The 22,493-nt window shown below is 69.0% G+C and carries 21 protein-coding genes; 12 read left to right on the top strand and 9 right to left on the bottom strand.

Annotated elements, in window-relative coordinates:
- The first annotated feature begins 63 nt into the window (after positions 1-63).
- The gene (locus tag KCG34_RS13615) at positions 64-603 is read left to right on the top strand and encodes a hypothetical protein (RefSeq protein WP_211936190.1); all 540 of its coding nucleotides are present in this window, start codon (positions 64-66) and stop codon (positions 601-603) included.
- On the opposite strand, the gene KCG34_RS13610 is transcribed toward KCG34_RS13615, so the two are convergent.
- Positions 597-1,661 carry a potassium channel family protein gene (locus KCG34_RS13610; protein WP_211936189.1) on the bottom strand — a complete coding sequence of 355 codons (1,065 nt, stop codon included), beginning with the start codon at positions 1,659-1,661 and terminating at the stop codon, positions 597-599. The two genes, KCG34_RS13615 and KCG34_RS13610, sit on opposite strands and share 7 nt — an antisense overlap.
- Before the next feature lie 447 nt (positions 1,662-2,108).
- On the opposite strand from KCG34_RS13610, the gene KCG34_RS13605 reads away from it, so the two are divergent.
- Entirely contained in the window at positions 2,109-3,770 is a 1,662-nt protein-coding gene (locus tag KCG34_RS13605) for a hybrid sensor histidine kinase/response regulator (protein WP_211936188.1), read from the top strand.
- 4 nt (positions 3,771-3,774) lie between these two features.
- On the opposite strand, the gene KCG34_RS13600 is transcribed toward KCG34_RS13605, so the two are convergent.
- Both KCG34_RS13600 and KCG34_RS13595 read right to left on the bottom strand, forming a co-directional pair.
- Positions 3,775-4,353 carry a TlpA family protein disulfide reductase gene (locus tag KCG34_RS13600; RefSeq protein ID WP_211936187.1) on the bottom strand — a complete coding sequence of 193 codons (579 nt, stop codon included), beginning with the start codon at positions 4,351-4,353 and terminating at the stop codon, positions 3,775-3,777.
- Between the two features lie 88 nt (positions 4,354-4,441).
- Positions 4,442-4,849 carry a bacteriohemerythrin gene (locus KCG34_RS13595; RefSeq protein WP_211936186.1) on the bottom strand — a complete coding sequence of 136 codons (408 nt, stop codon included), beginning with the start codon at positions 4,847-4,849 and terminating at the stop codon, positions 4,442-4,444.
- A gap of 300 nt (positions 4,850-5,149) precedes the next feature.
- On the opposite strand from KCG34_RS13595, the gene KCG34_RS13590 reads away from it, so the two are divergent.
- Positions 5,150-5,674 (top strand): hypothetical protein, encoded by a 525-nt coding sequence (locus KCG34_RS13590; protein ID WP_211936185.1) that lies wholly within the window; start codon positions 5,150-5,152, stop codon positions 5,672-5,674.
- A 142-nt stretch (positions 5,675-5,816) separates the two neighbouring features.
- On the opposite strand, the gene KCG34_RS13585 is transcribed toward KCG34_RS13590, so the two are convergent.
- Genes KCG34_RS13585 through KCG34_RS13575 form a run of 3 tightly spaced genes read right to left on the bottom strand, consistent with a single transcriptional unit; the run spans position 5,817 to position 8,588 of the window.
- Positions 5,817-6,236, bottom strand: coding sequence for a PaaI family thioesterase (locus tag KCG34_RS13585; protein ID WP_211936184.1), 420 nt, complete (start codon positions 6,234-6,236; stop codon positions 5,817-5,819).
- Positions 6,233-7,453 carry an acyl-CoA dehydrogenase family protein gene (locus KCG34_RS13580; protein WP_211936183.1) on the bottom strand — a complete coding sequence of 407 codons (1,221 nt, stop codon included), beginning with the start codon at positions 7,451-7,453 and terminating at the stop codon, positions 6,233-6,235. Before KCG34_RS13580 ends, KCG34_RS13585 begins: the two co-directional genes overlap by 4 nt.
- Positions 7,454-7,472: 19 nt before the next feature.
- Entirely contained in the window at positions 7,473-8,588 is a 1,116-nt protein-coding gene (locus KCG34_RS13575) for an acyl-CoA dehydrogenase family protein (RefSeq protein WP_211936182.1), read from the bottom strand.
- 141 nt (positions 8,589-8,729) lie between these two features.
- Here KCG34_RS13575 and KCG34_RS13570 point away from each other — a divergent pair, with 141 nt between their 5' ends.
- Together KCG34_RS13570 and KCG34_RS13565 are read left to right on the top strand one after the other, a co-directional pair.
- Entirely contained in the window at positions 8,730-9,290 is a 561-nt protein-coding gene (locus tag KCG34_RS13570) for a hypothetical protein (protein ID WP_211936181.1), read from the top strand.
- Between the two features lie 107 nt (positions 9,291-9,397).
- On the top strand, positions 9,398-10,696 hold the full coding sequence (locus tag KCG34_RS13565; RefSeq protein WP_211936180.1) for an ammonium transporter: 1,299 nt from the start codon (positions 9,398-9,400) through the stop codon (positions 10,694-10,696).
- 78 nt (positions 10,697-10,774) lie between these two features.
- Here KCG34_RS13565 and KCG34_RS13560 read toward each other — a convergent pair whose 3' ends face one another.
- Positions 10,775-13,132, bottom strand: a complete 2,358-nt coding sequence (locus tag KCG34_RS13560) for a family 16 glycosylhydrolase (RefSeq protein WP_211936179.1) — start codon at positions 13,130-13,132, stop codon at positions 10,775-10,777.
- A gap of 406 nt (positions 13,133-13,538) precedes the next feature.
- Between KCG34_RS13560 and KCG34_RS13555 the strand changes: the two genes are divergently transcribed.
- Genes KCG34_RS13555 through KCG34_RS13545 form a run of 3 tightly spaced genes read left to right on the top strand, consistent with a single transcriptional unit; the run spans position 13,539 to position 15,409 of the window.
- Positions 13,539-13,943 (top strand): GntR family transcriptional regulator, encoded by a 405-nt coding sequence (locus KCG34_RS13555; RefSeq protein WP_211936178.1) that lies wholly within the window; start codon positions 13,539-13,541, stop codon positions 13,941-13,943.
- Positions 13,940-14,863, top strand: a complete 924-nt coding sequence (locus tag KCG34_RS13550) for an SPFH domain-containing protein (RefSeq protein WP_211936177.1) — start codon at positions 13,940-13,942, stop codon at positions 14,861-14,863. Before KCG34_RS13555 ends, KCG34_RS13550 begins: the two co-directional genes overlap by 4 nt.
- A 54-nt stretch (positions 14,864-14,917) precedes the next feature.
- A complete protein-coding gene (locus KCG34_RS13545; protein WP_211936176.1) occupies positions 14,918-15,409 on the top strand; it encodes a GFA family protein in 492 nt (163 codons plus the stop codon).
- A gap of 7 nt (positions 15,410-15,416) precedes the next feature.
- Here the strand turns inward: KCG34_RS13545 and KCG34_RS13540 are convergent, their stop codons facing one another.
- Positions 15,417-15,878 (bottom strand): GNAT family N-acetyltransferase, encoded by a 462-nt coding sequence (locus KCG34_RS13540; RefSeq protein ID WP_211936175.1) that lies wholly within the window; start codon positions 15,876-15,878, stop codon positions 15,417-15,419.
- Positions 15,879-16,096: 218 nt separating this feature from the next.
- On the opposite strand from KCG34_RS13540, the gene KCG34_RS13535 reads away from it, so the two are divergent.
- The 3 genes from KCG34_RS13535 (at position 16,097) to KCG34_RS13525 (ending at position 18,922) form a co-directional block, all read left to right on the top strand.
- Positions 16,097-17,317: a helix-turn-helix domain-containing protein gene (locus KCG34_RS13535; protein ID WP_211936174.1), complete on the top strand. Its 1,221-nt coding sequence runs from the start codon at positions 16,097-16,099 to the stop codon at positions 17,315-17,317.
- Between the two features lie 9 nt (positions 17,318-17,326).
- Positions 17,327-17,980 carry a Vgb family protein gene (locus KCG34_RS13530; protein ID WP_211936173.1) on the top strand — a complete coding sequence of 218 codons (654 nt, stop codon included), beginning with the start codon at positions 17,327-17,329 and terminating at the stop codon, positions 17,978-17,980.
- A 165-nt stretch (positions 17,981-18,145) separates the two neighbouring features.
- Positions 18,146-18,922 (top strand): class I SAM-dependent methyltransferase, encoded by a 777-nt coding sequence (locus tag KCG34_RS13525; RefSeq protein WP_211936172.1) that lies wholly within the window; start codon positions 18,146-18,148, stop codon positions 18,920-18,922.
- On the opposite strand, the gene KCG34_RS13520 is transcribed toward KCG34_RS13525, so the two are convergent.
- Positions 18,919-19,683 carry a class I SAM-dependent methyltransferase gene (locus tag KCG34_RS13520; RefSeq protein WP_211936171.1) on the bottom strand — a complete coding sequence of 255 codons (765 nt, stop codon included), beginning with the start codon at positions 19,681-19,683 and terminating at the stop codon, positions 18,919-18,921. The genes KCG34_RS13525 and KCG34_RS13520 overlap by 4 nt on opposite strands.
- A gap of 176 nt (positions 19,684-19,859) precedes the next feature.
- Between KCG34_RS13520 and pepN the strand changes: the two genes are divergently transcribed.
- Positions 19,860-22,487 (top strand): aminopeptidase N, encoded by a 2,628-nt coding sequence (gene pepN / locus KCG34_RS13515; RefSeq protein ID WP_211936170.1) that lies wholly within the window; start codon positions 19,860-19,862, stop codon positions 22,485-22,487.
- The last annotated feature ends 6 nt before the right edge of the window (positions 22,488-22,493 follow it).

Genomic DNA, 22,493 nt, shown 5'->3' with positions numbered 1-22,493 from the left:
GTTTAGGGCTCCTTTCGTCGGACGCGCCATATCAAGGCCACAGATTTTCCGCCTGGTTCGCCAATGCAGCCTTTGCTGGTCCACCCCATCCTCGCCTTCGCCCTGGCGGCCGGCGCGAGCCCAGCCCCACCGCCCAATCCGCATCCGAAGATCGGCGAGGTGATGGTGGTCGGCGGGCCCAAGCCCAAGGTGGTGGCCAGCTATCCGGCCGATGGCGGCGAGGCGCCCGGCGGGGTGCTGGTGATCAAGATCGTATTCGACCAGCCGATGACGCCCGAGGGCTGGTCGTTCAGCCCGGCGGAGGGCGGGGCGTTTCCGAATTGCCTGGAGCGGCCGCGGCTCCTCGCCGATCAGCGCACCTTTGTCCTTCTGTGCACGGTGGCCGGACACGCCCGCTACGCCATCGACATCAATGCGCCGGCCGATTTCGCCAGCGTCGGCGGGCGTTCGGCCAAGGCCGCGCGCCTCAGCTTCTCGACCGGCGACAACGGGCCGGTGAATGTGCATGACGCCCTGGTCAAGGCTGGGCTGACCGACGCCGACGAGCCGATCATGCGCTGGCGCGACACGGGCGCCGGGATTTCACAATCCTCGCCTCAGTAGGTGGTGCGGCCGGCGCGGGGGCGGGCGGCGGGTTCTGTGAAGACGGCGTTGAACTCGCAGCCGTCGCGGCCGACCACCACCAGGCCGTCGCCGGCCTGGACCACCCGCCCGGGATCGGGCCTGGCGACCGGCTCGCCGGCGCGGGGATTGACCTGGACGACGAAGAAGGCGCCGGCGGCGCGCTGCTCCAGCTCGGCTATGGTAATCCCAACGGCCTGGCCTTCCGCGGTCGCGACCACGACCTCCATCTCCAGCCCCAGGTCCACCAGCACCTTTTCGAACTCGCGCATCCGCTCAGAGCCGCGGATCACCCGCGCGGTCTCCGGGAACAGGATCATCTCGGCGATGCGCTCGGCGCCGATGTGGGTGGGCATGACCACCTTGTCGGCGCCGGCCTGGATCAGCTTGGTCTCGGTCGAGGGCGACTCGCCGCGGGCGATGATGCGCAGGGCCTTGTTCAGGCTGCGCCCGCTCAAGGTGATGAACACGTTGGCGGCGTCGTCGGGCAGGACGGTGGCCAGCACGCTGGCCCGCTCCACGCCGGCGGCGAGCAGCACCTCTTCGTGGGTCGCCTCGCCCATCAGGGCGAGATAGCCCAGAGCGCGCGCCTCCTCGAACCGTTTCTCGTCGCGCTCGACGACCAGGAACGGGGTCTTTGCGGCGGCCAGTTCGCGGGCCAGCATGACCCCGATGCGGCCGAAACCGCAGACGACGACGTGGCGCTTCAGCTTGGCGATCTCGGTCTTCACGCGGTTCGTGCCCAGGATTTCTCGGATCTGATAGACGGTCAGGCTCTGCACCAGGGCCCCGGTCACCAGGATCATCCCGGTGCAGCCGAAGATCATGGTGGCGATGGTCACCCCGTGCAAATAGGGGGTGTCGATCGGGTGAACCTCGCCATAGCCCACCGTATAGATGGTGAGCAGGACCATGTAGACGGCGTCGCCGAAGCTCCAGCCGGCATGCACATAGGCGGCGGTGCTGAAGGCGCTGACGATCACGACGAAGCCGATCGCGATCGCGAGGTTGCGCAAAGGTGTCAGCGCCAGCCGGTCCATCGCCGCTCCGCCAGGGGGTGCGGGCTCTTATGGCAAATGACGCGGCTTGCAGCCAAGCCTTTGGGCCGCTTCGCCTTGATCGACGATAATCGGTGATCGCATCCGCGTCCGATCCTGTCATTCAGCCCCCGGGGGTGTCTGAAGCCTATGAGCTATCGACAAGTGTGACGTCTTACGATGCTTGGTCACGGCCTCAGGCAGAATCTATGCTTTCATTTGCTGTATTATGGCTAAGGGAAATAAACCAATTCCACGTCATATTTGGGGATTGGTCGTATTGTGTAGCTTGATTTTTTCCGAATATTTTCCGCATTCGGCGTGTTTCGGGCCTGGTCGCTCTTGACATCTCTTCGCCGCCTCCGAAGCTGAAATTTCAATCCTCTGTAGTGGCGGGAAAGCTTGCGATCCGGCGGGGAGCGGCAACCGGAACTGAGCGATGCGGAGGTCGTGCGCGCCTTTGCGCCGATCACCCGCACGGTGCTGCTCGTCGCCTCCGGCTACTACGCCTTCATCACCGCCTCGCATCCCCTCTACGAGCATGGGGTCGCCCTGGCCGTCCTGGCCTCGCTGTCGGCGGCGACCTGCCTGGCGGGGATCGGCTTCTGGGCCTGGCTGGGACGGGGCGAACCTAGGCTGGGCCTGGTCGAGCTGTGGGCGACGGCGATGTATCTGCTGATCGCCGCCAATATCAGCACCTATCTCAGCTTTCACCTGCAGCCGCCCAAGCTGGTGTATTTCATCTTCCTGGCCCTGGTGGCGGCGGGCAGCGCGCCGACGCCCCGGACCGCCCTGGTCGGCGTGGTCGCAGCCATGCTCGGGCTGGCGGCTTTCGCGCCCCGGATCGGGCCGGGCTTCGTCGATCAGTATGGCTTCTTGGGCCTGGCGGGCTGTGCGGTGGCCCTGGGCCTGGCCATGGTCACGCGCCGGACCATCCTGGCCGAGCGCCGCGCCCGCCTGCGCTCCGACGCCCTGGCCCACGAAGCCGCCGACGCGAGCCGGGCCAAGACCGACTTCCTCGCCGCCATGAGCCACGAGATCCGCAACCCGCTGAACGCCCTGATGGGCGCGGCCCAGCTGTTGTCGCGCGACGGGCTCAGCGGGCGGCAGAAGGCCCGGGTGGACCTGGTCATGCGATCGGGCCAGGCGCTGCTGGCGATCCTGAACGACCTTCTCGACCTGTCGAAGATCGAGGCGGGGCATCTGGAGCTGGCGCCGGCGCCCTTTGCGCTCGGCGAGCTGGCCGAGGCCGCGCGCGCCACCTACGAGGCCTTGGCGACAGGAAAAGCGCTCAGGTTCGAGGTCGAAGCCGCGCAGGACTATGCCGGCGACTTCGTGGGCGACCTCGGCCGCATCCGCCAGATCCTGCACAACCTGATTTCGAACGCGGTCAAGTTCACCGACCGGGGCCAGATCTCGGTGACACTGAGGGGCGGGCCGGAGGGGCTGGTGCTGAGCGTGGCCGACACCGGGGTCGGCATCGAGCCGGAGAGCCTGGCGCGCCTGTTCGAGCGCTTCGTCCAGGCCGAGGCCGGCGCCGACCGCCGTCACGGCGGCTCGGGCCTGGGCCTGGCCATCTGCCGCGAGCTCGCCGAGGCCATGGGCGGGCGCATCGCCGCCGAGAGCGTGCTGGGCCAGGGCAGCCGGTTCACGGTCACCTTGCCCCTGCCGCTGGTCGAGCACCAGGCGGACGAGGCCTCTGTCGAAGCGCCGGCGGCGGCGCTGGACCGGCCGATCCGGGTGCTGGCGGCCGAGGACGATCCGATCAACCGCGAGACCCTGGGCGCGCTGCTGGAACAGATCGGGGCGGGCGTCACGCTGGTCGAGGATGGCGAGGCGGCCCTGGCGGCGTTCGCGACCGGCGGCTTCGACCTCGTCCTTCTGGATATCCAGATGCCCGGCCTGGACGGGCTGGGGGCGGCGCGGCGGATACGGGCGCTGGAACAGGCGGAGGGGCGGCCGCGCGTCCCGGTCCTGGCCGTGACCGCCAATGTGATGAGTCACCAGCTGGAGGCCTATGGCGAGGCGGGGATCGACGGCTGGGTCGCCAAGCCTGTGGCCCTGGCGGAGCTTCTTGGGGCGATCGTGGCGATGGTCGAGGGGCGGGGCTGAGGCCTCACCCACCGCCCGCTGCGGCCGCCTTCGCCGGGGCCGGCGTGGGCGACGCAGGCGGCGAGCCGCTGGCCGGCGGCGTCGGCTCCTCGGGCACCGGCTCCTTCAGCAGCGGGACGATGAGGGCGTTCAGGCTTTCGGCGTCGAAGGCGTCGGCCTTGGCGTAGACCAGCTTGCCGGAGCGGTCGATCACGTAGTTGGTCGGCACGCCCTCCAGCACGTCGTAGTGGCCTTTCAGCCGCTTGACCAAGGGGATCTTCAGCTGGGCCGCCAGGGGTTTGAGCTTGTCCGGCGGCACCGAGTCTTCGGTCGCCACGGCCAGGACCTGGAAGCCATACTTGTTGTAGGCCTCGAAGGCGGATTCCAGCAGCGGCAGCTCGCGCCGGCAGGGGCCGCACCAGGTGGCCCAGAAGTTCAGGATGATCACGTCGCCCTTGAGGTCGGACAGCTTGACCGTGCGCCCGCCGAAGGTGGTGACGGTGAAGTCCGGCGCCGGCTGGCCGATCTTGGGCGCCGCATCGGCCGCGGTCGCGAGCGCCAAGATGGCGGCGGCTGTCGAGGCCGCCCGTTTGAAACCCCGCATGATGCGCCTCCCCCTGTCGCGCGCAGTTAGCACGCGAGGGTCAGGCCTTGTCAAAATTCGCGTGAAGGGGGAGCGACTCGCCCTGGCTTCAGGCGACGCCCTGGGCCCTGGCGTGCTCGCTGTACTTGATGTCGATCCCCTTGATGTGGGAGGTCAGCCAGAACTTGAGGAAGTGGAAGAACTCGTCGTTGGGCGCGCCGCCCGCCGCCTTGATCGCGGCCGCGTGACCGCTGAACTGGTCGAGCAGGCGGGCGTGCAACTGTATGTGCCGCTGCAGTTCCGGATAGCCGACCTGCTTCATGTAGGCTTCTTCGTCGGCGAAATGGCGAACGCAGACCGAGCCCAGCCGCGCCACCATGTCGTTCACCGCCGACCCGGAAACGCCCTGGGCCTTGGCGTCGTAGATACGGTTCATCGCGTCCAGGATTTCCTGGTGCTCGCGGTTCATTGCCGTGACGCCGATGTCCAGCGAGGCGTCCCAGGTCATGATGGGCATTGGCGGGTCTCCATATGTTTAGGGGACCATGGAGCCGATACCTTACCGAAAGCGTAAAAGGATCTCAGGATAATTGATGTAAATCAACGAGTTGTTTGAGAATGGCTTTCAATTTCAAATCGAGTCTTGTGCAAATATCACCGTTATATTGGGAATTGGATTCCAATACCTCGGTTATTCCATTGGTTGACGCCGATTCAGCACGAAATACCACCATAGTTTAAAGATGATCGAGGATGTATCGCTCCAGGGATCCTTGATCCGAAGAGAGCTAATTCAGCCAATCCGAGGAGTTCGACTTTGCGTAACCCGATGGCCATCGCCGCGCTGGTGGCAGTCTCCGCGATGATCGCCGCGCCTGCCGGCGCCCAGACCGCCGCCGCCCAGACCGTCAGCGTCGCCCGCGACATCTCCCCCGTGGTGCGCATCGCGCTCGACGGCAAGTCCGACGTACAGATCAACGACGAGATCGCTGCGGCCGCCTCCAAGGTGTGCGGCGGCTCGGCGGGCGGCGACTGCTATTACGAGACCCTGCTCGACGCCAAGAACCAGTTCTACGCCTATATCCACGCCCGCCAGGCGCCGGTGGGTCGGGTGGACGCCGCCACTTCCGGCGCGGACCTGGTCAGGGTCAGCGTCGCCGGCAAGTCGCCGGCCGAGGTCGATCGCGAAATCCGCGCCGCCGCCCAGAAGGTCTGCAAGGCGGCCAGCACCGATGCGATCGATTTCGCCGAGTGCGTCAGCGCTGCGACCGACAACGCCAACGCCCAGCGCCAGCAGCTGTCGTCGCGCGTGGCAAAGCCCGAAGTGCTGGCCTCCAACTGATCGGTGGCGCCGGCGGGCTGCGGCCCGACGGCGCCTGGGGCCAGGAGCGGCGTGCGCGATTTGGGAATCGCGTGCGTCGCTCTATTTGTTTGATGTCGCATCGCTTTTGCGGAAATCGGCGTCCACTTTTCCGCGCGATGGTCTAAGCCTGAGCCTTGGCCGCCGCCGCCTCGACCACCTCGCGCGGGATCAGGCGGATGGTCGAGCTGGCCTTGGCCAGGACGTGGCCGGCCGTATCCAAGAGCCGCCCTTCGGCGAAGCAGGTGGTGCGGCCGCGGCGCTCGATCCAGCCCTCGGCGACCACCCGGCCGGGTCGGGCGGGGGCGAAGTAGCTGACCTTGAGCTCCAGCGACATGGGCGTCATCTCGGGAAAGATCGACAGCGAGGCGTGGGCCATGGCCGCGTCGATCCAGCCGCAGACGAAGCCGCCCTGGGCGACGCCGCCGGAATGGCACATCTGCAGGCCGACCTCGTACTCGATGCGCGCCCGGCCGTCCGCCCAGTCGATGACGCGGACCTGGCCGAGGGTAGACTGAAGCGTCGGGGCGAGGGCGTCGCTCATCGGCCCACCGGCGCGTCCTTGAAGGCCACGTCCTTGTCGACGCGGATGTCGCCGGGCAGGCCCAGGACCCGTTCGGCGATGATGTTCTTGAGGATCTCGTCGGTGCCGCCAGCGATGCGAAGGCCCGGCGCCCACATCAGCGAGCCCTGGAACGCCGCTTCCATCGGGGACAGCTCCGGATCGCTGATGATCCCATACTGGTCCTGCAGCTCGACCGCCGCGTTGGACAGGTCCTGCAGCTGGTTGGCGGAGATGATCTTGCCGATCGAGCTTTCCGGCCCCGGGGTCTGGCCGCGGGAGAGGGCGGTCATGGTGCGGAAGCGGGTATATTTCAGTCCCTCGGACTGCACGTACCAGTCGGCCAGCTTCTCGCGGAAGGCCTGGTCGGCCAGGGCCGGGCCGGCCTCGGTCTGCAGCGAGCGGGCGAGGCCCAGGATTTCGCCATAGTTGGGCCCGGTCGAGCCGCCGACGGCCAGCCGCTCGTTCATCAGGGTGACCAGGGCCACCTTCCAGCCGTCGTCGACCGCGCCCAGGCGCTGGCTGTCCTTGATCCGCACATCGGTGAAATAGACCTCGTTGAAATCCGAGGCGCCCGACATCTGGTGGATCGGGCGGACCTCGACGCCCGGCGACTTCATGTCCAGCCAGAACATGGTCAGGCCCTTGTGCTTGGGCGCATCCGGGTTGGTTCGTACAAGGACGATGCCGAAATCGGAATAGTGCGCGCCCGAGGTCCAGACCTTCTGGCCGTTGATCACCCATTCATCGCCATCCCGCACGGCGCGCGTGCGAAGGCCCGCCACGTCGGAGCCGCCGGCGGGCTCGCTGAACAGCTGGCACCAGATCTCCTCGCCGCGCACGGCGGGGCCGACGAAGCGCTGCTTGGTCGCGTCGTCGGAAAACGCCATCACCGTCGGCACGCACATGCCAAGGCCGATCTGGAAGAAGCCGTAGGAGATGCCGAACTTGGCCTCTTCCTGGCCGAAGATCACCTGCTGCATGGGCGTGCCGCCGCCGCCGCCCCATTCCTTGGGCCAGGTGATCTGGGCGTAGCCGGCGGCGGCCTTCTTGGCCTGCCAGGCCTTGGCCTCGGCCATCAGGTCGGCGTGGCGCTGGGGCGCGCCGCGGGGCGGCTTGGCGGGCGGGGCGTTGGCCTCCAGCCAGGCGCGGGCCTGGGCGCGGAAGGCGGCTTCTTCGGGGGAATCGTTGAAGTCCATGACTGTGTTCCTTGCGGGCTCAGGCTGCGTTCTTGCGTTCGAGCTGGCTGACCAGCCGCTCCTTCCAGACGCGGGGGGCGCCCGCGACCAGGGACAGCTGGCGCGAGCGCCGGTAGTAAAGGTGACAGTCCACGTCCCAGGTGAAGCCCATGCCGCCGTGGGTCTGGATGTTCTCCTTGGACGCGAACCAGAAGGCCTCGGAGCCGGCCACCCGGGCGGCGGCGGCGGCGATCGGCAGCTCGGCGGCGCCCGCGTTCAGCGCCCAGGCGCCGAAATAGGCGTTGGAGCGGGCCAGCTCGTTCTTGACGTAGATGTCGGCCAGCTTGTGCTTGATCGCCTGGTAGGAGGCGATCACCCGGCCGAAGGCGTAACGCTCCAGGGCGTAGGCCTTGGCCATTTCCAGGCACCTGTCGGCCCCGCCCAGCTGTTCGAAGGCCAGCAGCACGGCGGCGCGGTCGAGCACGGCCTCAGCAAGCGCAAAGCCCTCGCCAGGCGCGCCCAGCCGGTCGGCCAGGGCGCCGTCGAAGGTCAGCTTGGCCGCCCCGCGGGTGGGGTCCAGGGTCTTCAGGGTCTCGCGAGCGACACCCGCGCCCTTCAGGTTGACGACGAACAGGCTCGCCTGGCCATTCTCCTTGGCCAGCACGATGGCGTTGTCGGCGATGTCGCCGTCGGTGACCGGCAGCTTGGTCCCGTAGAGCTTGCCGCCTTCGACCCGCGCCTGCAGGGTAGACGGGGAGAGGGCGCCGGGCCCCTCCGAGGTGGCGAAGCAGCCGATCTCGTGGCCCTCGGCGATCTTGGGCAGGAAGCCCGACTTCTGGGCGTCGCTGCCGGCCAGCATCAGGGCCTCGGCGAAGAAATAGACGGTGGAGGCGAAGGGGATCGGAGCGCAGACCCGGCCCAACTCCTCGGCGATGGCGCAGAGCTCGATCCGGCCGAGGCCCAGGCCGCCGTACTCCTCGGGGATGGCCGCGCCCATCCAGCCCTGCTCGGCCACGCCGGCCCAAAGGGCGGCGTCGTAGCCCTTGGACGGATCGTCCAGCACGGCCCGCACGGCGGTCGGCGGGCAGCGCGCCTCGAGGAACTTGCGCGCCTCGGACTTCAGGAACTTCTGGTCGTCGGTGTAATCGAAATTCATCTCGGGCGCCTCCCGCCGTGGCCGCCTGTGCGGTCCGTCGGGGTGCGAAGATACTCGGCTTTCGCGGGCTTGAAAGATTGACCTCGCGTCAAGGTTTTTCGTTCAGTCTCAAAGGATTCCGCAAGCCGAACGCGAGCGACCATGGCCAAAGCCCATTTCCACCGAAACCAGAAGGTCTGGGTCGAGACCGTCGGCACCTGGGCCGTCATCGAAAAACTGGTGCCCATCTGGGCCAAGGGCTTCGAGGAGCCGGTGCGGATTCTCTACGACGTGGGCCTGGGGCGAGACTTCCAGGCCAACGAGCTTCAGGCCGAGGACAAGGGCGAACTGGAGAGCGCGCCGGACGGCGGGCCGGCCTGGCGGCTCCTGCGCGCGCGCAACAAGTGGCAGGCGCCCGAGGACTGCGGCCATCATCCCTTCCCGGGCAGCTTTCCGGTCGTGGTGACGGACTCCACGGACTGGGGCGGCTGGCGCGTGCCCGGCGCCGAATACGACCGCGACCCGCGCAAGATCGAGCTGCAGGCCCGGCTGATCACGGCCGCCCCGCGGCTGCGCGCCATGGCCCGCGAGCTGATGGCCCTGGTGGCCGACAGCCCCGAGGACGCGCCCGCGCCGATGCAGCGCCTGGCGCGGGAAGCCCAGGCCATCGAGCGCTTCCTGGCCGAAGTCCCCGCAGCGCAGCCGTCGATGGCGGCGGAGTAAGGCGGCCTACCCAAGACCTGCTTCGCCGCACAGATTTTAGGCGCCCGACGCCTTGATCTGACGGCAATCTGCTGGAAAAAGTCGCACGTATTTCGGGGGAGTCCAGCGTGCGCATTCGATCTGTTCCCGCCGCCGCAGGCGTCGCGGCGGCCCTTGGCCTTGCAGTTCCGTCGGGCGCATGGGCCGCATCGGCCGGCGCCGATCATGGCGACGCCGCCTGGGTGCTTGCCGCGAGCGCGCTGGTCCTGTTCATGACCCTGCCGGGGCTGGCCCTGTTCTATGCCGGCCTAGTGCGCGGCAAGAACGCCCTGTCGGTGATGATCCACTGCGTGGCCATCGCCTGCCTCGCTTCGCTGCTATGGTTCGCCGCCGGCTACAGCCTGGCCTTCGACGGCGACGGCGGCCTGATCGGCGGCGCTTCGCGGCTGTTCCTCGCCGGCGTCAGGCGCGACGGCGTGGTCCAGGGCCTGCCCGAGGGCGCCTATGCCCTGTTCCAGATGACCTTCGCCGTCATCACCCCGTGCCTGATCGTCGGCGCCTATGTGGAGCGCATCCGTTTCGCGGCTGTGCTGATGTTCAGCGGCCTCTGGCTGCTCCTGGTCTACGCGCCGGTGACCCACTGGGTTTGGGGCGGCGGCTGGCTGGCCCAGCGCGGCGTGATGGATTTCGCCGGCGGGCTGGTGGTCCACGCCACCGCCGGGGCCTCCGCCCTGGTCATGGCCGTGATGCTCGGCCGCCGCCGCGGCTTTCCCAAGGAAATGCACCCGCCGCACAGCCCCGGCATGACCCTGATCGGCGCCGGCATGCTGTGGGTCGGCTGGTACGGTTTCAACGGCGGCAGCGCGCTCGCCGCCAACGGGTCCGCCGCGGCCGCGATCCTGGCGACGCATCTTTCCGCCTCGGCGGCCGGGCTCACCTGGGCCGCGCTCGAGAAATGGCGGTTCGAGCGGGCCAGCATGGTCGGGATGGTCACCGGCGCCGTCGCCGGCCTGGCGACCATCACCCCGGCCTCGGGCTTTGTCGGTCCCGCGGCCGCCGCGGGCCTGGGCGTCGCGGGGGCGGTGGTGTGCTTCTTCGCCGTGGAGCTGGTGCGCAATCACCTGAAGATCGACGATTCCCTCGACGTGTTCGCCGTCCATGGGGTCGGCGGCATCCTCGGGTCGATCCTGGTCGCGATCCTGGCCCATCCGGCGCTGGGCGGCGTCGGCTATGGCAAGGCGCATGATCTTGGCGGCCAACTCGCGGTCCAGGTGGTCGGCGTGGCCAGCGTGGTGGCCTGGTCGGCGGCGGCCAGCGTCGCGCTGATCTGGCTGACCCGGCTCGCCGTCGGCCTCAGGGCCAGCGACGAGGAGATCGAGGACGGCCTGGACCTGAGCTATCACGGCGAGCGGGCCTATAACCCCTGACCCGCCGTCGCCCGCTTTAGTTGTTTCAGGTCGCATCGCTTTTGCGGAAAACCGGCATCCACTTTTCCGCGCGATGCTTCAGATCAGGTCGTGACCGCTCAGCGTCAGGCTTGAGGGCGCGACGCCGGCCAGTTCGGTGATGTCGCCGTTGGCGAAGTCGATCCAGGTCGCGGTCCCGTGCTGGACCAGATGCCAGGTGATCCCGGCGGCCTGGTAGGCGGAGACGTCGATCTGGTCGTGGACCCCATGGGCGCCGAAGTCGGTGATGGTCTCCAGGTGGTCGCCCGGGGCGACGACGAAGGTCACGTTCCCGCCGCCGCCGGTCAGGGTGTCGGCGCCCTTGCCGGCGGTCAGTATGTCGCTGGCGCCATTGCCGGTCAGGACGTAATTCCCGCCGCCGGCTGCGGTCAGGGCGTCGACGTTGGCCGGCAGGGTGTAGCTGGCATAGGCCAGGATCACATCGCCCGGGGTTCCGGCGGCGACCTGCACCAAGTCGTTGGAGAAGCAGACCGTGAAGGTGTCGCCCCCCGCCGCCGAGCCGATCAGCTTGTCGTCGCTGGCCATGGCCGACAGATAACTGCCGCCGGCGGCGTTCGCCGTAGCGGTCAGGCCGGCGCCGGACAGCCTGAGCACATGCTGGTCGCCGCCGAGGCCGTAGCTGACGCTGGAGATGATGATGTCGCCGGCATGGCCGGCCGGCTCGACCACCTTGTCGCCGACATTGTTGACATAGAAGGTGTCGGTCCCGGAGCCGCCGACCAGGGTGTTGGGGCCGCCGAGGCTGGTCAGGGTGTCGTTCAGCCCGTTGCCGGTCCCGGTCAGGCCGGAGCCCTGGACGGTCAGGTGCTGGATGTTGGCCGGCAGGGCGTAGCTGACCACCGCGACCACGCTCTCGTTGGACGTACCCGCCGCGACGCTGATCGTGTCGCCGGAATTGTGCACATAGTAGGTGTCGTTCCCCGCCCCGCCGGCGATGTGGATCGCCGCGTCGGTTCCGCTGGCCAGGCCCAGGTCCTGCAGGGTGTAGGCGCGGATATAATCGACCTGCATCTGCGCCGAGGTGAAGCTGGACGGCACCTGGCCAGGGAAATTGCCGCCCAGGGCCAGGTTCACCAGCATATACATGGGCGTGTTCATGTCGGCCGGCGTGGCCATGCTGGCCACCTCGACCCCGTCGACGTACCAGCTCAGCGTCGAGGCGGTCCACAGCATGCCATAGGTGTGGAACCCCGTCGTATTGGTCGGCAGGTAGGTCTGGAACACGCTCTGCACGGCGGTTCCGGAGGAATTCGGGTAGTGGACGGTGTTGAAGATCACCGGCCCGCCGATCTGCTCGACCACGTCGGCCTCGGGCGGCCAGGCGCCGTTGGTGGGGAGCAGCCAGAAGCCGGGCCAGACCCCCTGGCCGGCCGGCAGTTCGGCGCGCATTTCGAAATAGCCGTAGAGCTGGGCGAACGACTTCTGGGTGGTCAAAAGGCCAGAGGCATATTTGTAGCCGGACAGCGCCGGTACGTCGGCCGTCGGGGCCTTGGCGCCGGTGATGGTGAGGACCCCGTTGCCGACCGAGAACGGGTTCAGCCCCAGGGGCGCGCTCCCGGTCCCGGCGAAGGACGGGTCGACATAGATCTCCTGCTCGGCCCCGGACGTCAGGGTGCGGCTGGTATAGGCGTTGGGGCCGCTCTGGATTCCCGACTGGAAATTGGTCTTCCAGACGCCGACGCCGGTGGACGGGTTGTAGAGGCTGAGGCTGTCGAACTCGGCGTCGAACACCGGAAGGGCGCCGTGCAGGTCGAGGTTGAAGGCGAAGTCGGCGGCGGTCAGGGCCGCGACCGTGGCCCCGCGGATCAGCACCGCCGAGGTCGAGGACAGGGTCAGGAGCACGTCCGAGCCCTGCTGGGTCAGATGCGCCTGGACCTGGGCGAAGCTCGTATAGGTCCCGGCGGCCAACTGGATGAAGTCGTGGCCTGCGCCCGAGGCGGCGAAGCCGTAGATGACGTCGTAGCCGCCGTTGCCGCGGATCTGGAAATAGTCGGAGCCAAAGCCCGCATCGACCATCACGTCGGCGCCCGCGCCGCCGACCAGGGTGTCGTCGGTCCCGCCGCTGATCAGTAGGTCGCCGGCGGCGTTGGCGACGCCGGTCTTGCCGCCCTTCTTCAGCTCCAGCACGTCGATGTTCGTGGGGGCGATGAAATTGGTCCACGAGACGATGGTGTCGACGGCGGCGGCGGTCGTCACGCGCACGACCTCGTTGGAGTCCACCACGCTGAAGGTGTCGTCGGCGGTCCCGCCGACCAGAGCGCCGCCGCCATAGGAATCGGCCAGGTAGTCGGCGCTGGCGTCGCCGGTGAGCGTCTGGTCCGCGGCGCTGGTGTAGAAATAATGGGCCGGGTTGGCGCTCCGGGCCATCAGCGCGCCGTAGTAGTTGTAGTAGGACATGCCGCCCCCAGGCTCGAGTGTGTTCCGTTGGCCGGGAGCGGCCGACACGCCTATGCTCGACAGGCCGGCGCCGGTCCGGCCCGTGTCCTTGACCTATGGCCTGTTGCGCGCATCAGCCCCGGCAAGGAGGCCGTCGCTTGGGCGCCAGGCGAATGAAGCACAAAAGCCGACTGCTGGGCGCGGGTGTGACCTTCCGCACGCCGAAATCACAGAAAAGCCTATTTTCCCATCACCCCGTTGGGCGTTGTTAGAGCAACGCCGCGATCAATTTTCTAGCATGATTTGGTGACAATCGAAGGCTCGACTTCAGCCACGCTTGTTTTGATCTGTTGAAAGGGGCGCGGCAGGCTGAACGCTTCCTGTCCAACGCTTGACCTGCGCCGGAAAGGGCGTATTGTATGAAAGTATGCATACACAGCAGCAATTGCTGTCGGCCCTGCGCCTCGAGGAAACCGGGGTGCCGATCTATGTGCAGCTGCGCGAACAGCTGCGCGCGGCGATCGGGGCCGGGCTCCTGCAGCCGGGTCAGCAGATGCCGACCATGCGTCAGGTGGCCGTGGCCCTGAAGATCGATCTCAACACCGTCCGCCACGCCTATGACGAGCTGGAGCGTATGGGGGTGGTGGTGCTGGCGCGCGGGCGCGGCAGCTTCGTCGCCGAGGCCCCGTCTCAATCAGCGGACGACGCCGAGGATCGCACCCTCGACCTGGCGCGCCAGACCCTGGCCGCCGCCGCGCTGAGCGGCGTCGATCCCGGCCGCCTGGCCGAGCGAATCCTGGCCCTGGCGGCCATGAAGGAGGAGACCCGATGAGCAACACCTATTCGCCCCAGGCGGTCCTGGGGCCGCCGCTGCGCAGCCGGCGCGGCGCCAATGCGCCGGCGGGGGTGATCGCCGTGGTGCTGGCGGTCCTGGGCGGGATCGCCCTGAAGCAGGCCTCGCAAACCGAGTCCAGCGCCCTGTTCGCGATCGGCGGCCTCTTGATCGCCTTGGCCGCGATGACCCCGATGTCGCTGAAGATGGCCAACCAGTGGGAAAAGGCGGTGGTCCTTCGGCTCGGCAAGCTGAAGGCGGTGGCGGGGCCGGGCCTGTTCATGCTGGTTCCGTTCATCGACGAGGTGACGGTGTGGATCGACCAGCGCATCCAGACCACCGAGTTCAACGCCGAGCAGGCCCTGTCCAAGGACACCGTGCCGGTGGACGTGGATGCGGTGATCTTCTGGCAGGTGCACGACCCCGAGCGGGCGGCGCTGGAGATCGCCGACTATCGCAGCGCCATCGCCCGGGTGGCCCAGACCTCGCTGCGGGAGATGGTGGGCTCGTCCCTGCTCTCGACCCTGCTCTCCGACCGCAAGCTGGGTGATGCCCAGCTGCGCGAGGAGATCGGCCGCAAGACCGCCGAATGGGGTGTGACCGCGATCTCGGTGGAGATCCGCGACATCGGCGTGCCGGCCGCCCTGCAGGACGCCATGAGCCGCGAGGCCCAGGCCCAGCGCGAGGCCGCCGCCCGCATCCATCTGGGCCAGGCCGAGCAGGCGGTGGCGCGCAAGTTCGTCGAGGCGGCCGAGATCTATGCAGAGTGCCCCACCGCCCTGCAGCTGCGGGCCATGAACATCATCTACGAGACCACCAAGGAGCGCGGCGCGACCATCCTGATGCCCACGGCCATGGTCGACGCCATGAACCCGGCGGCGGCGGCGGTCAAGGTGATGGCTCAGGCGGCGGGGGCCTAGCTTTCGCCACAAGTGCGGAGGGTATTCTGGGCGTTCGCCCGCGAGGAAGCTCCCATGCCCCAACCAGAGTCCCGCACGGCCAGGCCAATCCTCGAACAGGCGCAGGGGCGCTGCCTCTGCGAGGGGGTGGTGCTGGAGATCGACGTGCCGGCCTTCTGGGCCTGGCACGACCATTCCGCCGCCAGCCGCCGGGCTCAGGGCTGCGCCTACGCCACCTATATCGGCTGCTGGAAAAGCCGTGTGCGGGTGCTGCAGGGTGAGGAGTTAATCGCCCGCTATGACGAGCCCGTCACGGGGGCCGAGCGCAGCTTCTGCCGCCGTTGCGGCTCACCCCTGTTCTACGCCCGGCGACGGGCGCCCAAGATGATCAACATCCCCCGCGGCCTGTTCGAGGGCCGCACCGGGCGCGAGCCCCGCTATCACCTGGGCTGCGACGACCAGGTCGACTGGGCCTACGCCGGCGAGCCCCTTTCGCCGCTGAAGGGTTATCCGGGGGTGATGCGCGCCCGCTCGCGCCGCCGGGTGCTGGAACCGGACCTGCTCTGACGGCGGCTCAAAGGGTCTTGCGCATCGGCCAGGCGGTCAAGCCGAACTTGGTCACCGGCTCTGTGCGATCGGCATAGCCGCGGGCGGCGTAAAAGCGGTGGGCGGTGGTGGTGCTGTCCAGGTCGCAGGCCGTGCAGCCCTGGCGCCGCGCCTCGTCCTCCAGCGCGGCCAGGAGCGCCGTGCTCACGCCCCGCAGCCGCGCCGCCGGGCTGACATAGTTCAGAATCACCTCGCCGCCGGTGGTGACGCAGCCGGCGGCCAGGATCGCTTCGCCCTCCACGGCCACAAGGTTGATGTTGGCGGGATTGGCCAGCCAGCGCGCCACATTCTCCGGCGTCTTGTTGGCCAGCCAGGCGGCCAGGATCTCGGGGTCGCCGTGATGGTCCTCGACGCAGAGCTCTATGATCGAGGCGCGCACGACGGCGCAGATGTCGGCGGCTTCTGCGGCGCGGGCGGGGCGGATCTGCATGGCGGGCCTCGGAGCTGAGACCAAGGAATTTGGGAGCGAAGCGGCGCCGGCGCAATCGGGCGGCGCTGGACGCCGGTCCCGTCGCGGCTCCTGGGCGCGCGATCATCGCTCTTGTCTTCGTGCTGGGGTTGTCCATCTCTCGAGAGGCCGACCGGCCGTGGGGCACACTTGGCGCCGGGAGCCGCAATGATGGGAGTGACAGGTTTGGCGCGATTGCCATGGACTCGCTGATCACCGCCGCCGGGCGGGCCCTGGCGGCCGGCGATCCTCTGGGCGCGCTGAACCGGGTCGCCCTGCGCGAGGACGCCCCGTCGCTGGCGATCCGCGGGGTGGCCATGGCCCAGCTCGGCGATTTCCCCCGGGCGAGGGCGCTGCTGCGCCGGGCGGCCCGGGCGTTCGGCCCCAGGGAAGCTGTGGCCCGCGCGCGCTGTGTGGTGGCCGAGGCCGAGGTGGCCCTGGCGTCCCGCGATCTCGCCTGGCCGGTGAAGGCCCTCGCCGCCGCGCGGGCGGCGCTGGCGGCGCATGGCGACCGGGTCAACGCCGCCCATGCGGGCTATCTGGAGGTCCGCCGCCTGCTGCTGATCGGGCGCCTAAGCGAGGCTGAACAGGCGCTGGCGGGGCTCGACCCGACGCCCCTGCCGCCGGCGCTGAAGGCCGCCCATGCCCTGGTGGTCGCCGGGGTCGCCATGCGCCGCATCCAGGGCCGGGCGGCGCGCGCCGCCTTGGCGGAGGCCGAGGGCGCGGCGCGCCAGGCCGGCATTCCGGCGCTGCTGGCCGAGGTCGAGGCCGCGGCCCAGCTGCTCGAAGCGCCCGCCGCGCGGCTGGTCGCAAGGGGGCAGGCGCGGGCGCTGCGATTGGACGAGGTCGAGGCGGTGCTGGCGTCCGGCGCCCTGGTGGTCGACGCCTGCCGCCATGCGGTGCGGCGGCCCGGGGTCGTGGTTCCGCTCGCCCGGCGCCCGGTGCTGTTCGCCCTGGCCCGCGCGCTCGGCGAGGCCTGGCCGGGGGACGCCTCGCGAGACCTGCTGTTGCGCCAGGCCTTCGGCGCCCGGCACGCCGACGAGTCGCACCGCGCGCGGCTCAGGGTCGAGATCGGCCGCCTGCGCGCCCTGCTGCAGCCGCTGGCCGAGATCGGCGCCACCCCCGGCGGCTTCGCCCTGGCGCCGCGGGACGAAGGCGAGGTGGTGGTGCTGGCGCGCCCCGTCGAAGAACCCAGGGCCGCCGTGCTCGCCCTGCTGGCCGACGGCGAGGCCTGGTCCAGCTCGGCCCTGGCGCTCGCGCTCGGGGCCAGCCAGCGCAACACGCAACGGGCGCTGGACGCCCTGGCGGCGGCGGGCAAGGCGCAGGCGGTCGGCCAGGGGCGGGCCAGGCGCTGGATGACCCCGCCCATGCCCGGATTCGCGACGAGCTTGTTACTCCCCGCCGCGCTGCCGGGGGACTAGGATCACGGCATGAAACGCGCCGCCGCCGAAATCCTCTGCGAATACGGGCCCTTCGAGGGCGTGAAGCACGTCCATGGCGTGACCTTCGACGGTGAGACCGTCTGGCTCGCCGCCGGCGACCGGATCACGGCCCTGGACCCGGCGAGCGGCGAGACCGGGCGCTCGATCGATGTCGCCGCCCACGCCGGCACGGCTTTCGACGGCCGGCGCCTGTTCCAGATCGCCGAGGACCGCATCCAGAAGATCGAGCCGGCGACGGGCGAGGTCCTGGACACTATTCCGGCTCCGGGCGGCGGCGGCGACTCGGGCCTGGCCTGGGCCGAGGGCTCGCTGTGGGTCGGGCAGTACCGCGCGCGCAAGATCCACCAGGTCGACCCCGAGACGGGCGAGGTCCTGCGCACCATCGAGTCCAACCGCTTCGTCACCGGCGTCACCTGGGTCGACGGGGATCTGTGGCACGGGGTCTGGGAGGGCGAGGAATCCGACCTGCGCCGCGTGGATCCCGAGACCGGCGAGGTGCTGGAGCGGCTCGACCTGCCGCCCGGCGCCATGGTCTCGGGCCTGGAATCCGACGGCGCCGACCGTTTCTTCTGCGGCGGCGGCTCCAGCGGCAAGCTGCGGGTGGTGCGGCGGCCCCAGAAAGCGCGCCGCCAGTCGACCTGAGCGCGCGGCCGCGCTAAGCTCTCCACATCATGAAGGCCTAGGCACGCCATAAGCGCCGCGTTCATCGCCGGCCCGCCTCACGCGCGAGCGTCCTCGCCGCGCCATCTCCCATCCTTGTGCGCCAACCCGGCTCCGCCGGCCGCGCCTCGATCTTGCGAGCCCTTCATGCTGCTTTCCGCCAACACCACGATCAACCGCTATGGCTCCATCGCCGCGGAGATCTACGACCTCGACAAGCCGTTCGGCGCCCTGCCGGACACAGCCTTTCACCTGGAGGCCCTGGCTGGGGTGGAGGGGCCGATCCTGGAGCCGGCCTGCGGCTCTGGCCGAACCCTGGTTCCCCTGCTGCAGGCGGGTCATGACCTGACCGGCTTCGACCCCAGCGAGGAGATGCTGGACCGTTGCCGCGCCCGCTGCGCCGAGCGCGGCTTTTCCCCGCCGCTGAGCCGCCAGCGGTTCGAGGATTTCAACTATCCGAGCCCATTCGCCGCCATCCTGGTCCCGGTCGGCTCGTTCACCCTGATCGACGATTTCGACACCGCCCTGGCTGTGCTGCGCCGCTTTCACGCGCACCTGGTGGTCGGCGGATTGTTGCTGCTCGACATCCAGCCCCTGGCGTTCCTGGCCGCCAGCGGCGAGGACCGGCGGCGCTGGACCGCGGAGAACGGCGACCTCCTGACCCTCGAAGGCAAGCGGACCGCCGCCGATTGGCTGGCCCAGCGGGGGGAATCCCTGCTGCGCTACGAGCGCTGGCGCGACAACCGGCTGGTGGAGACCCAGCTGGAGCCGATGGCCCAGCGCTATTGGGGGCTGGGCGAGTTCAGTCTGGCGCTGGAGGCCACGGGCTTTTCGCTCGAGGCGGTCACCGGCGGCTACGCCCGCGGCCGTCCGCCTCGCGCGAGCGACCGGGTGCTGACCTTCGAGGCCCGCAAGAAAGCCTAGGGCTTCAGGACCAGGGCCTGGCCGGTGGGGAGCTCCAGCACCTCCAGGCCGTGCCGGGCGATGATGGGATCCAGCGCGACCTTCTGTGCGGAATAGCCCCACCAGCCATAGTCGTCGAAGATCACCGCGCCCCCGTGGGACAGGCGCGGCAAGACCATCTCCAGGGCGCCGGCTTCGGGGTCCGGATGGTTCATGTCGATGTGGGCGAAGGCGATCTGGTCAGGAAAGCCTTGCGAGAAGGATTGCGGGACCGACCCGCGGATCACCTGCACGAAGCTCAGGTGCCTGAATCGCTCGACCACCTTGTCGTACATGGCCGGGTCGTCGTGGGCGGTCAGGTGGGTGTGCTCGTCGCCTGGATTCCAGGCGAACAGGTCATAGAGATAGTACTTCTTGCCGAGCGCGGCGAAGTCGATCTTCCGGGTCAGGACGGACGCCGTATAGCCCGTATGGCAGCCGCACTCGACGAAATCGCCCGGAGCCTTGCTGGCGAACTGGGCGAAATACAGCATGACATAGGTTCGCCAGGCGATGCTGCGCTCGACCGGGTTGGTGGCGGGATCGTTCAGCGTCGCGACAATGAAATCGTCCCGCAGGAAGCTCAGCGTCTTGTTCCAGGTGATCAGGTTGTCGGCGACAAACATCGTCGCGCCGTCGTCGAACACGCTTTCCCGGAGCAGGGCGATGGCCAGCTCGAATTTCTTCGGGTCCTTGATGTTGAAGCAGGCGCCGAACAGGTTGAGCGGCTCGAGGGGCGGCATGATGGTCTCCCGAAATCCGGTGTGGGCCAATCGACGCTGGACCGATTCGCGGCGGGCGCGACGCGGAAGCTAGATCCGGCGCGGGCCGATCGCGACCGCAAACGGCAAGAACGATCCAGCGCTCCCCCTTAACCTGCCTGCTGGCGCCGCCGCATTCCCGTGGCTAAATGCCGTCCATGCGCACCGAGACCCCCCAGCCGATCCGGCTGTCCGACTATCGCCCGCCGGCCTTCCTGGTCGATGAGGTTCATCTCGACTTCCAGCTGGAGCCGAACGCCACCCGCGTCCGCTCGCGGCTGACCCTCAGGCGCAACGGCGAGCACGCCGAGCCCCTGCGCCTGGACGGGGTGCGGCTGAAGCCGGTCTCGGTGGCGATCGACGGGCGACCGTTGGCTGAGGACGCCTACGCCATCACGCCCGAGGACCTGACCATCGCCAGCGTCCCCGACGCCTTCGTGCTCGAGACCGAGGTCGAGATCGACCCCGAGGGCAACAAGGCCCTGGAAGGGCTCTACATGTCCGGCGGGCGCTTCTGTTCCCAGTGCGAGGCCGAGGGTTTTCGCAAGATCACCTGGTTCCCCGACCGGCCGGACGTTCTGGCCCGCTACACCGTGCGCATCGAGGCCGACCAGGCGGCGTTCCCGCGCCTCTTGTCCAACGGCAACCTGACCCAGAGCGGGGCGCTGGCCGGCGGGCGCCATTTCGCCATCTGGACCGACCCGTTCCCCAAGCCCTGCTACCTGTTCGCCCTGGTGGCCGGGGAACTGGACGAGCTGGCCGACAGCTTCGTCACCATGAGCGGGCGCCAGGTCGAGCTGCGTATCTATGTCGACCCCGGCATGGCCCAGCGCGCCCTCTACGCCATGGACTCGCTGAAGCGGTCGATGAAGTGGGACGAGGAGACCTTCGGCCGGGAATACGACCTGGACCTGTTCATGATCGTCGCCGTGCGCGACTTCAATTTCGGGGCGATGGAGAACAAGGGGTTGAACGTGTTCAACTCCTCGCTCTTGCTGGCCGATCCGGAGACCGCCACCGACTTCGACTACGAGCGCATCGAAGGGGTGGTGGCGCACGAATATTTCCACAACTGGACCGGCAACCGCATCACCTGCCGCGACTGGTTCCAGCTGTGCCTGAAGGAAGGCCTGACGGTGTTCCGTGACCAGAGCTTCTCCGGCGACATGCGCGGGGCGGTGGTGCAGCGGATCAAGGACGTCAAGGCCCTGCGCGCGCGCCAGTTCCCCGAGGACGCGGGGCCGCTGGCGCACCAGGTGCGGCCGTCGAGCTATCTGAAGATCGACAACTTCTACACCGCGACCATCTACGAGAAGGGCGCGGAGGTGATCCGTATGCTGAAAACCATCCTGGGCGCGGAGATGTTCCGCAAGGGGATGGACCTCTATTTCGAGCGCTGGGACGGCCATGCGACCACGGTCGAGGCCTTCATCCAGTGTTTTGCGGATGTGTCGGGGAAGGACCTGAGCGCCTTTTTCGCCTGGTACGAGCAGGCCGGCACGCCCAAGCTGGAGGTGGACGCGGCCTATGACGCCGAGGCCAAGGCGCTGGAGCTGACCCTGAGCCAGGCCACGGCGCCCACCCCCGGCCAGCCGGACAAGCAACCCCTGCCGCTGCCGGTGGCCCTGGGGCTCCTGGACCTGGACGGCGAGGTGCTGTCGTTCCGCCAGGAAGGGACCCTGGCGCCGGCGACGGAAGCGGTGGTGGTGCTGGACCAGGCCAGGCAGACCCTGAGATTCGAGGGCGTGGCCAGCGAGCCGGCGGTCTCGGTCCTGCGCGGCTTTTCCGCCCCCGTGCGCGTGGTCAGCGCCGCCCCGGCCAAGCACCGCTATGTGCAGCTGGCCGCCGACCCGGACCTGTTCAACCGATGGGAGGCCGGCCAGGACCTGGCCCGCGACCTGATCCTGGCCCGGGCCGCCGGCGAGCCGGACGAGGTGGGCGAGGAGCGCTTCGCCGAAGCCATGGGCCGGGCGCTGAACGACCAGGCCGCCGAGCCGGCGTTCAAGGCCCTGTTGCTCAGCCTGCCCAGCGAGAGCGACCTGGCGGTGATCTCCGCCCCCGCCGACCCGGCGGCGATCCGCGAGGCGCGCGAGAGCTTGCGCGCCCGCCTGGCCATCCACCTGGGCGACCAGCTGCGCCGGCTGCACGGCGGGCTGCAGGAGGCCGGCGAGTTCTCGGCCAGCGCTGAGGCGGCCGGCCGGCGAGCCTTGCGCAACGCAGCGCTGGAGCTTCTGGCCGCCGATCCGCGGGCGATCAATGTCGATCGGGCCGTGGGCCACTTCCAGGCCGCCGGCAACATGACCGACGCCATGGGCGGGCTCGCAGCCCTGATGCTGATGGGCGGCGAGCCGTTCGAGCAGGCCTTGACCGCCTTCTACGAACGCTGGAAGGCCGAGCCGTTGGTGATCGACAAGTGGTTCGCGGTCCAGGCGCGCAGCCCCTCGGAAGACGCGCTGGGCCGGGTCCTCGGGCTGACGACCCATCCCGACTTCGACGCCAAGAACCCCAACCGGTTCCGCGCCCTGGTGGGAACTTTCGCCGCCGGCAATCCGGCCCGGTTCCATGACCCCTCCGGCGACGGCTACAGGTTCCTGGCCGACCAGATCCTGGCCGTGGACGGCTTCAATCCGATGACCGCCGCGCGCCTGGTCGAGCCCCTGGGCGGCTGGCGCCGCTACAGGCCGGAACTCGGGGCGCTGATGCGCGCCCAGCTGGAGCGGATCGTGGCCACCGAGGGGCTGTCGAAGAACGTCTTCGAACTGGCGAGCCGGGCGCTGGAAGGGTAGGGGGCG

The organism is Phenylobacterium montanum (assembly GCF_018135625.1).
GTDB lineage: Bacteria > Pseudomonadota > Alphaproteobacteria > Caulobacterales > Caulobacteraceae > Poindextera > Poindextera montana.
Note: the sequence above shows the minus strand (reverse complement) of the source record. Positions and strands in the feature narration are given on the sequence as shown.

Coding starts and splice junctions, on each gene's coding strand:
- KCG34_RS13615 (WP_211936190.1), top strand. CDS start 64: ATGCAGCCTTTGCTGGTCCACCCCATCCTCGCCTTCGCCCTGGCGGCC.
- KCG34_RS13610 (WP_211936189.1), bottom strand. CDS start 1,661: ATGGACCGGCTGGCGCTGACACCTTTGCGCAACCTCGCGATCGCGATC.
- KCG34_RS13600 (WP_211936187.1), bottom strand. CDS start 4,353: ATGCGGGGTTTCAAACGGGCGGCCTCGACAGCCGCCGCCATCTTGGCG.
- KCG34_RS13595 (WP_211936186.1), bottom strand. CDS start 4,849: ATGCCCATCATGACCTGGGACGCCTCGCTGGACATCGGCGTCACGGCA.
- KCG34_RS13585 (WP_211936184.1), bottom strand. CDS start 6,236: ATGAGCGACGCCCTCGCCCCGACGCTTCAGTCTACCCTCGGCCAGGTC.
- KCG34_RS13580 (WP_211936183.1), bottom strand. CDS start 7,453: ATGGACTTCAACGATTCCCCCGAAGAAGCCGCCTTCCGCGCCCAGGCC.
- KCG34_RS13575 (WP_211936182.1), bottom strand. CDS start 8,588: ATGAATTTCGATTACACCGACGACCAGAAGTTCCTGAAGTCCGAGGCG.
- KCG34_RS13570 (WP_211936181.1), top strand. CDS start 8,730: ATGGCCAAAGCCCATTTCCACCGAAACCAGAAGGTCTGGGTCGAGACC.
- KCG34_RS13560 (WP_211936179.1), bottom strand. CDS start 13,132: ATGTCCTACTACAACTACTACGGCGCGCTGATGGCCCGGAGCGCCAAC.
- KCG34_RS13555 (WP_211936178.1), top strand. CDS start 13,539: ATGCATACACAGCAGCAATTGCTGTCGGCCCTGCGCCTCGAGGAAACC.
- KCG34_RS13550 (WP_211936177.1), top strand. CDS start 13,940: ATGAGCAACACCTATTCGCCCCAGGCGGTCCTGGGGCCGCCGCTGCGC.
- KCG34_RS13545 (WP_211936176.1), top strand. CDS start 14,918: ATGCCCCAACCAGAGTCCCGCACGGCCAGGCCAATCCTCGAACAGGCG.
- KCG34_RS13540 (WP_211936175.1), bottom strand. CDS start 15,878: ATGCAGATCCGCCCCGCCCGCGCCGCAGAAGCCGCCGACATCTGCGCC.
- KCG34_RS13535 (WP_211936174.1), top strand. CDS start 16,097: ATGGACTCGCTGATCACCGCCGCCGGGCGGGCCCTGGCGGCCGGCGAT.
- KCG34_RS13530 (WP_211936173.1), top strand. CDS start 17,327: ATGAAACGCGCCGCCGCCGAAATCCTCTGCGAATACGGGCCCTTCGAG.
- KCG34_RS13525 (WP_211936172.1), top strand. CDS start 18,146: ATGCTGCTTTCCGCCAACACCACGATCAACCGCTATGGCTCCATCGCC.
- KCG34_RS13520 (WP_211936171.1), bottom strand. CDS start 19,683: ATGCCGCCCCTCGAGCCGCTCAACCTGTTCGGCGCCTGCTTCAACATC.
- pepN (WP_211936170.1), top strand. CDS start 19,860: ATGCGCACCGAGACCCCCCAGCCGATCCGGCTGTCCGACTATCGCCCG.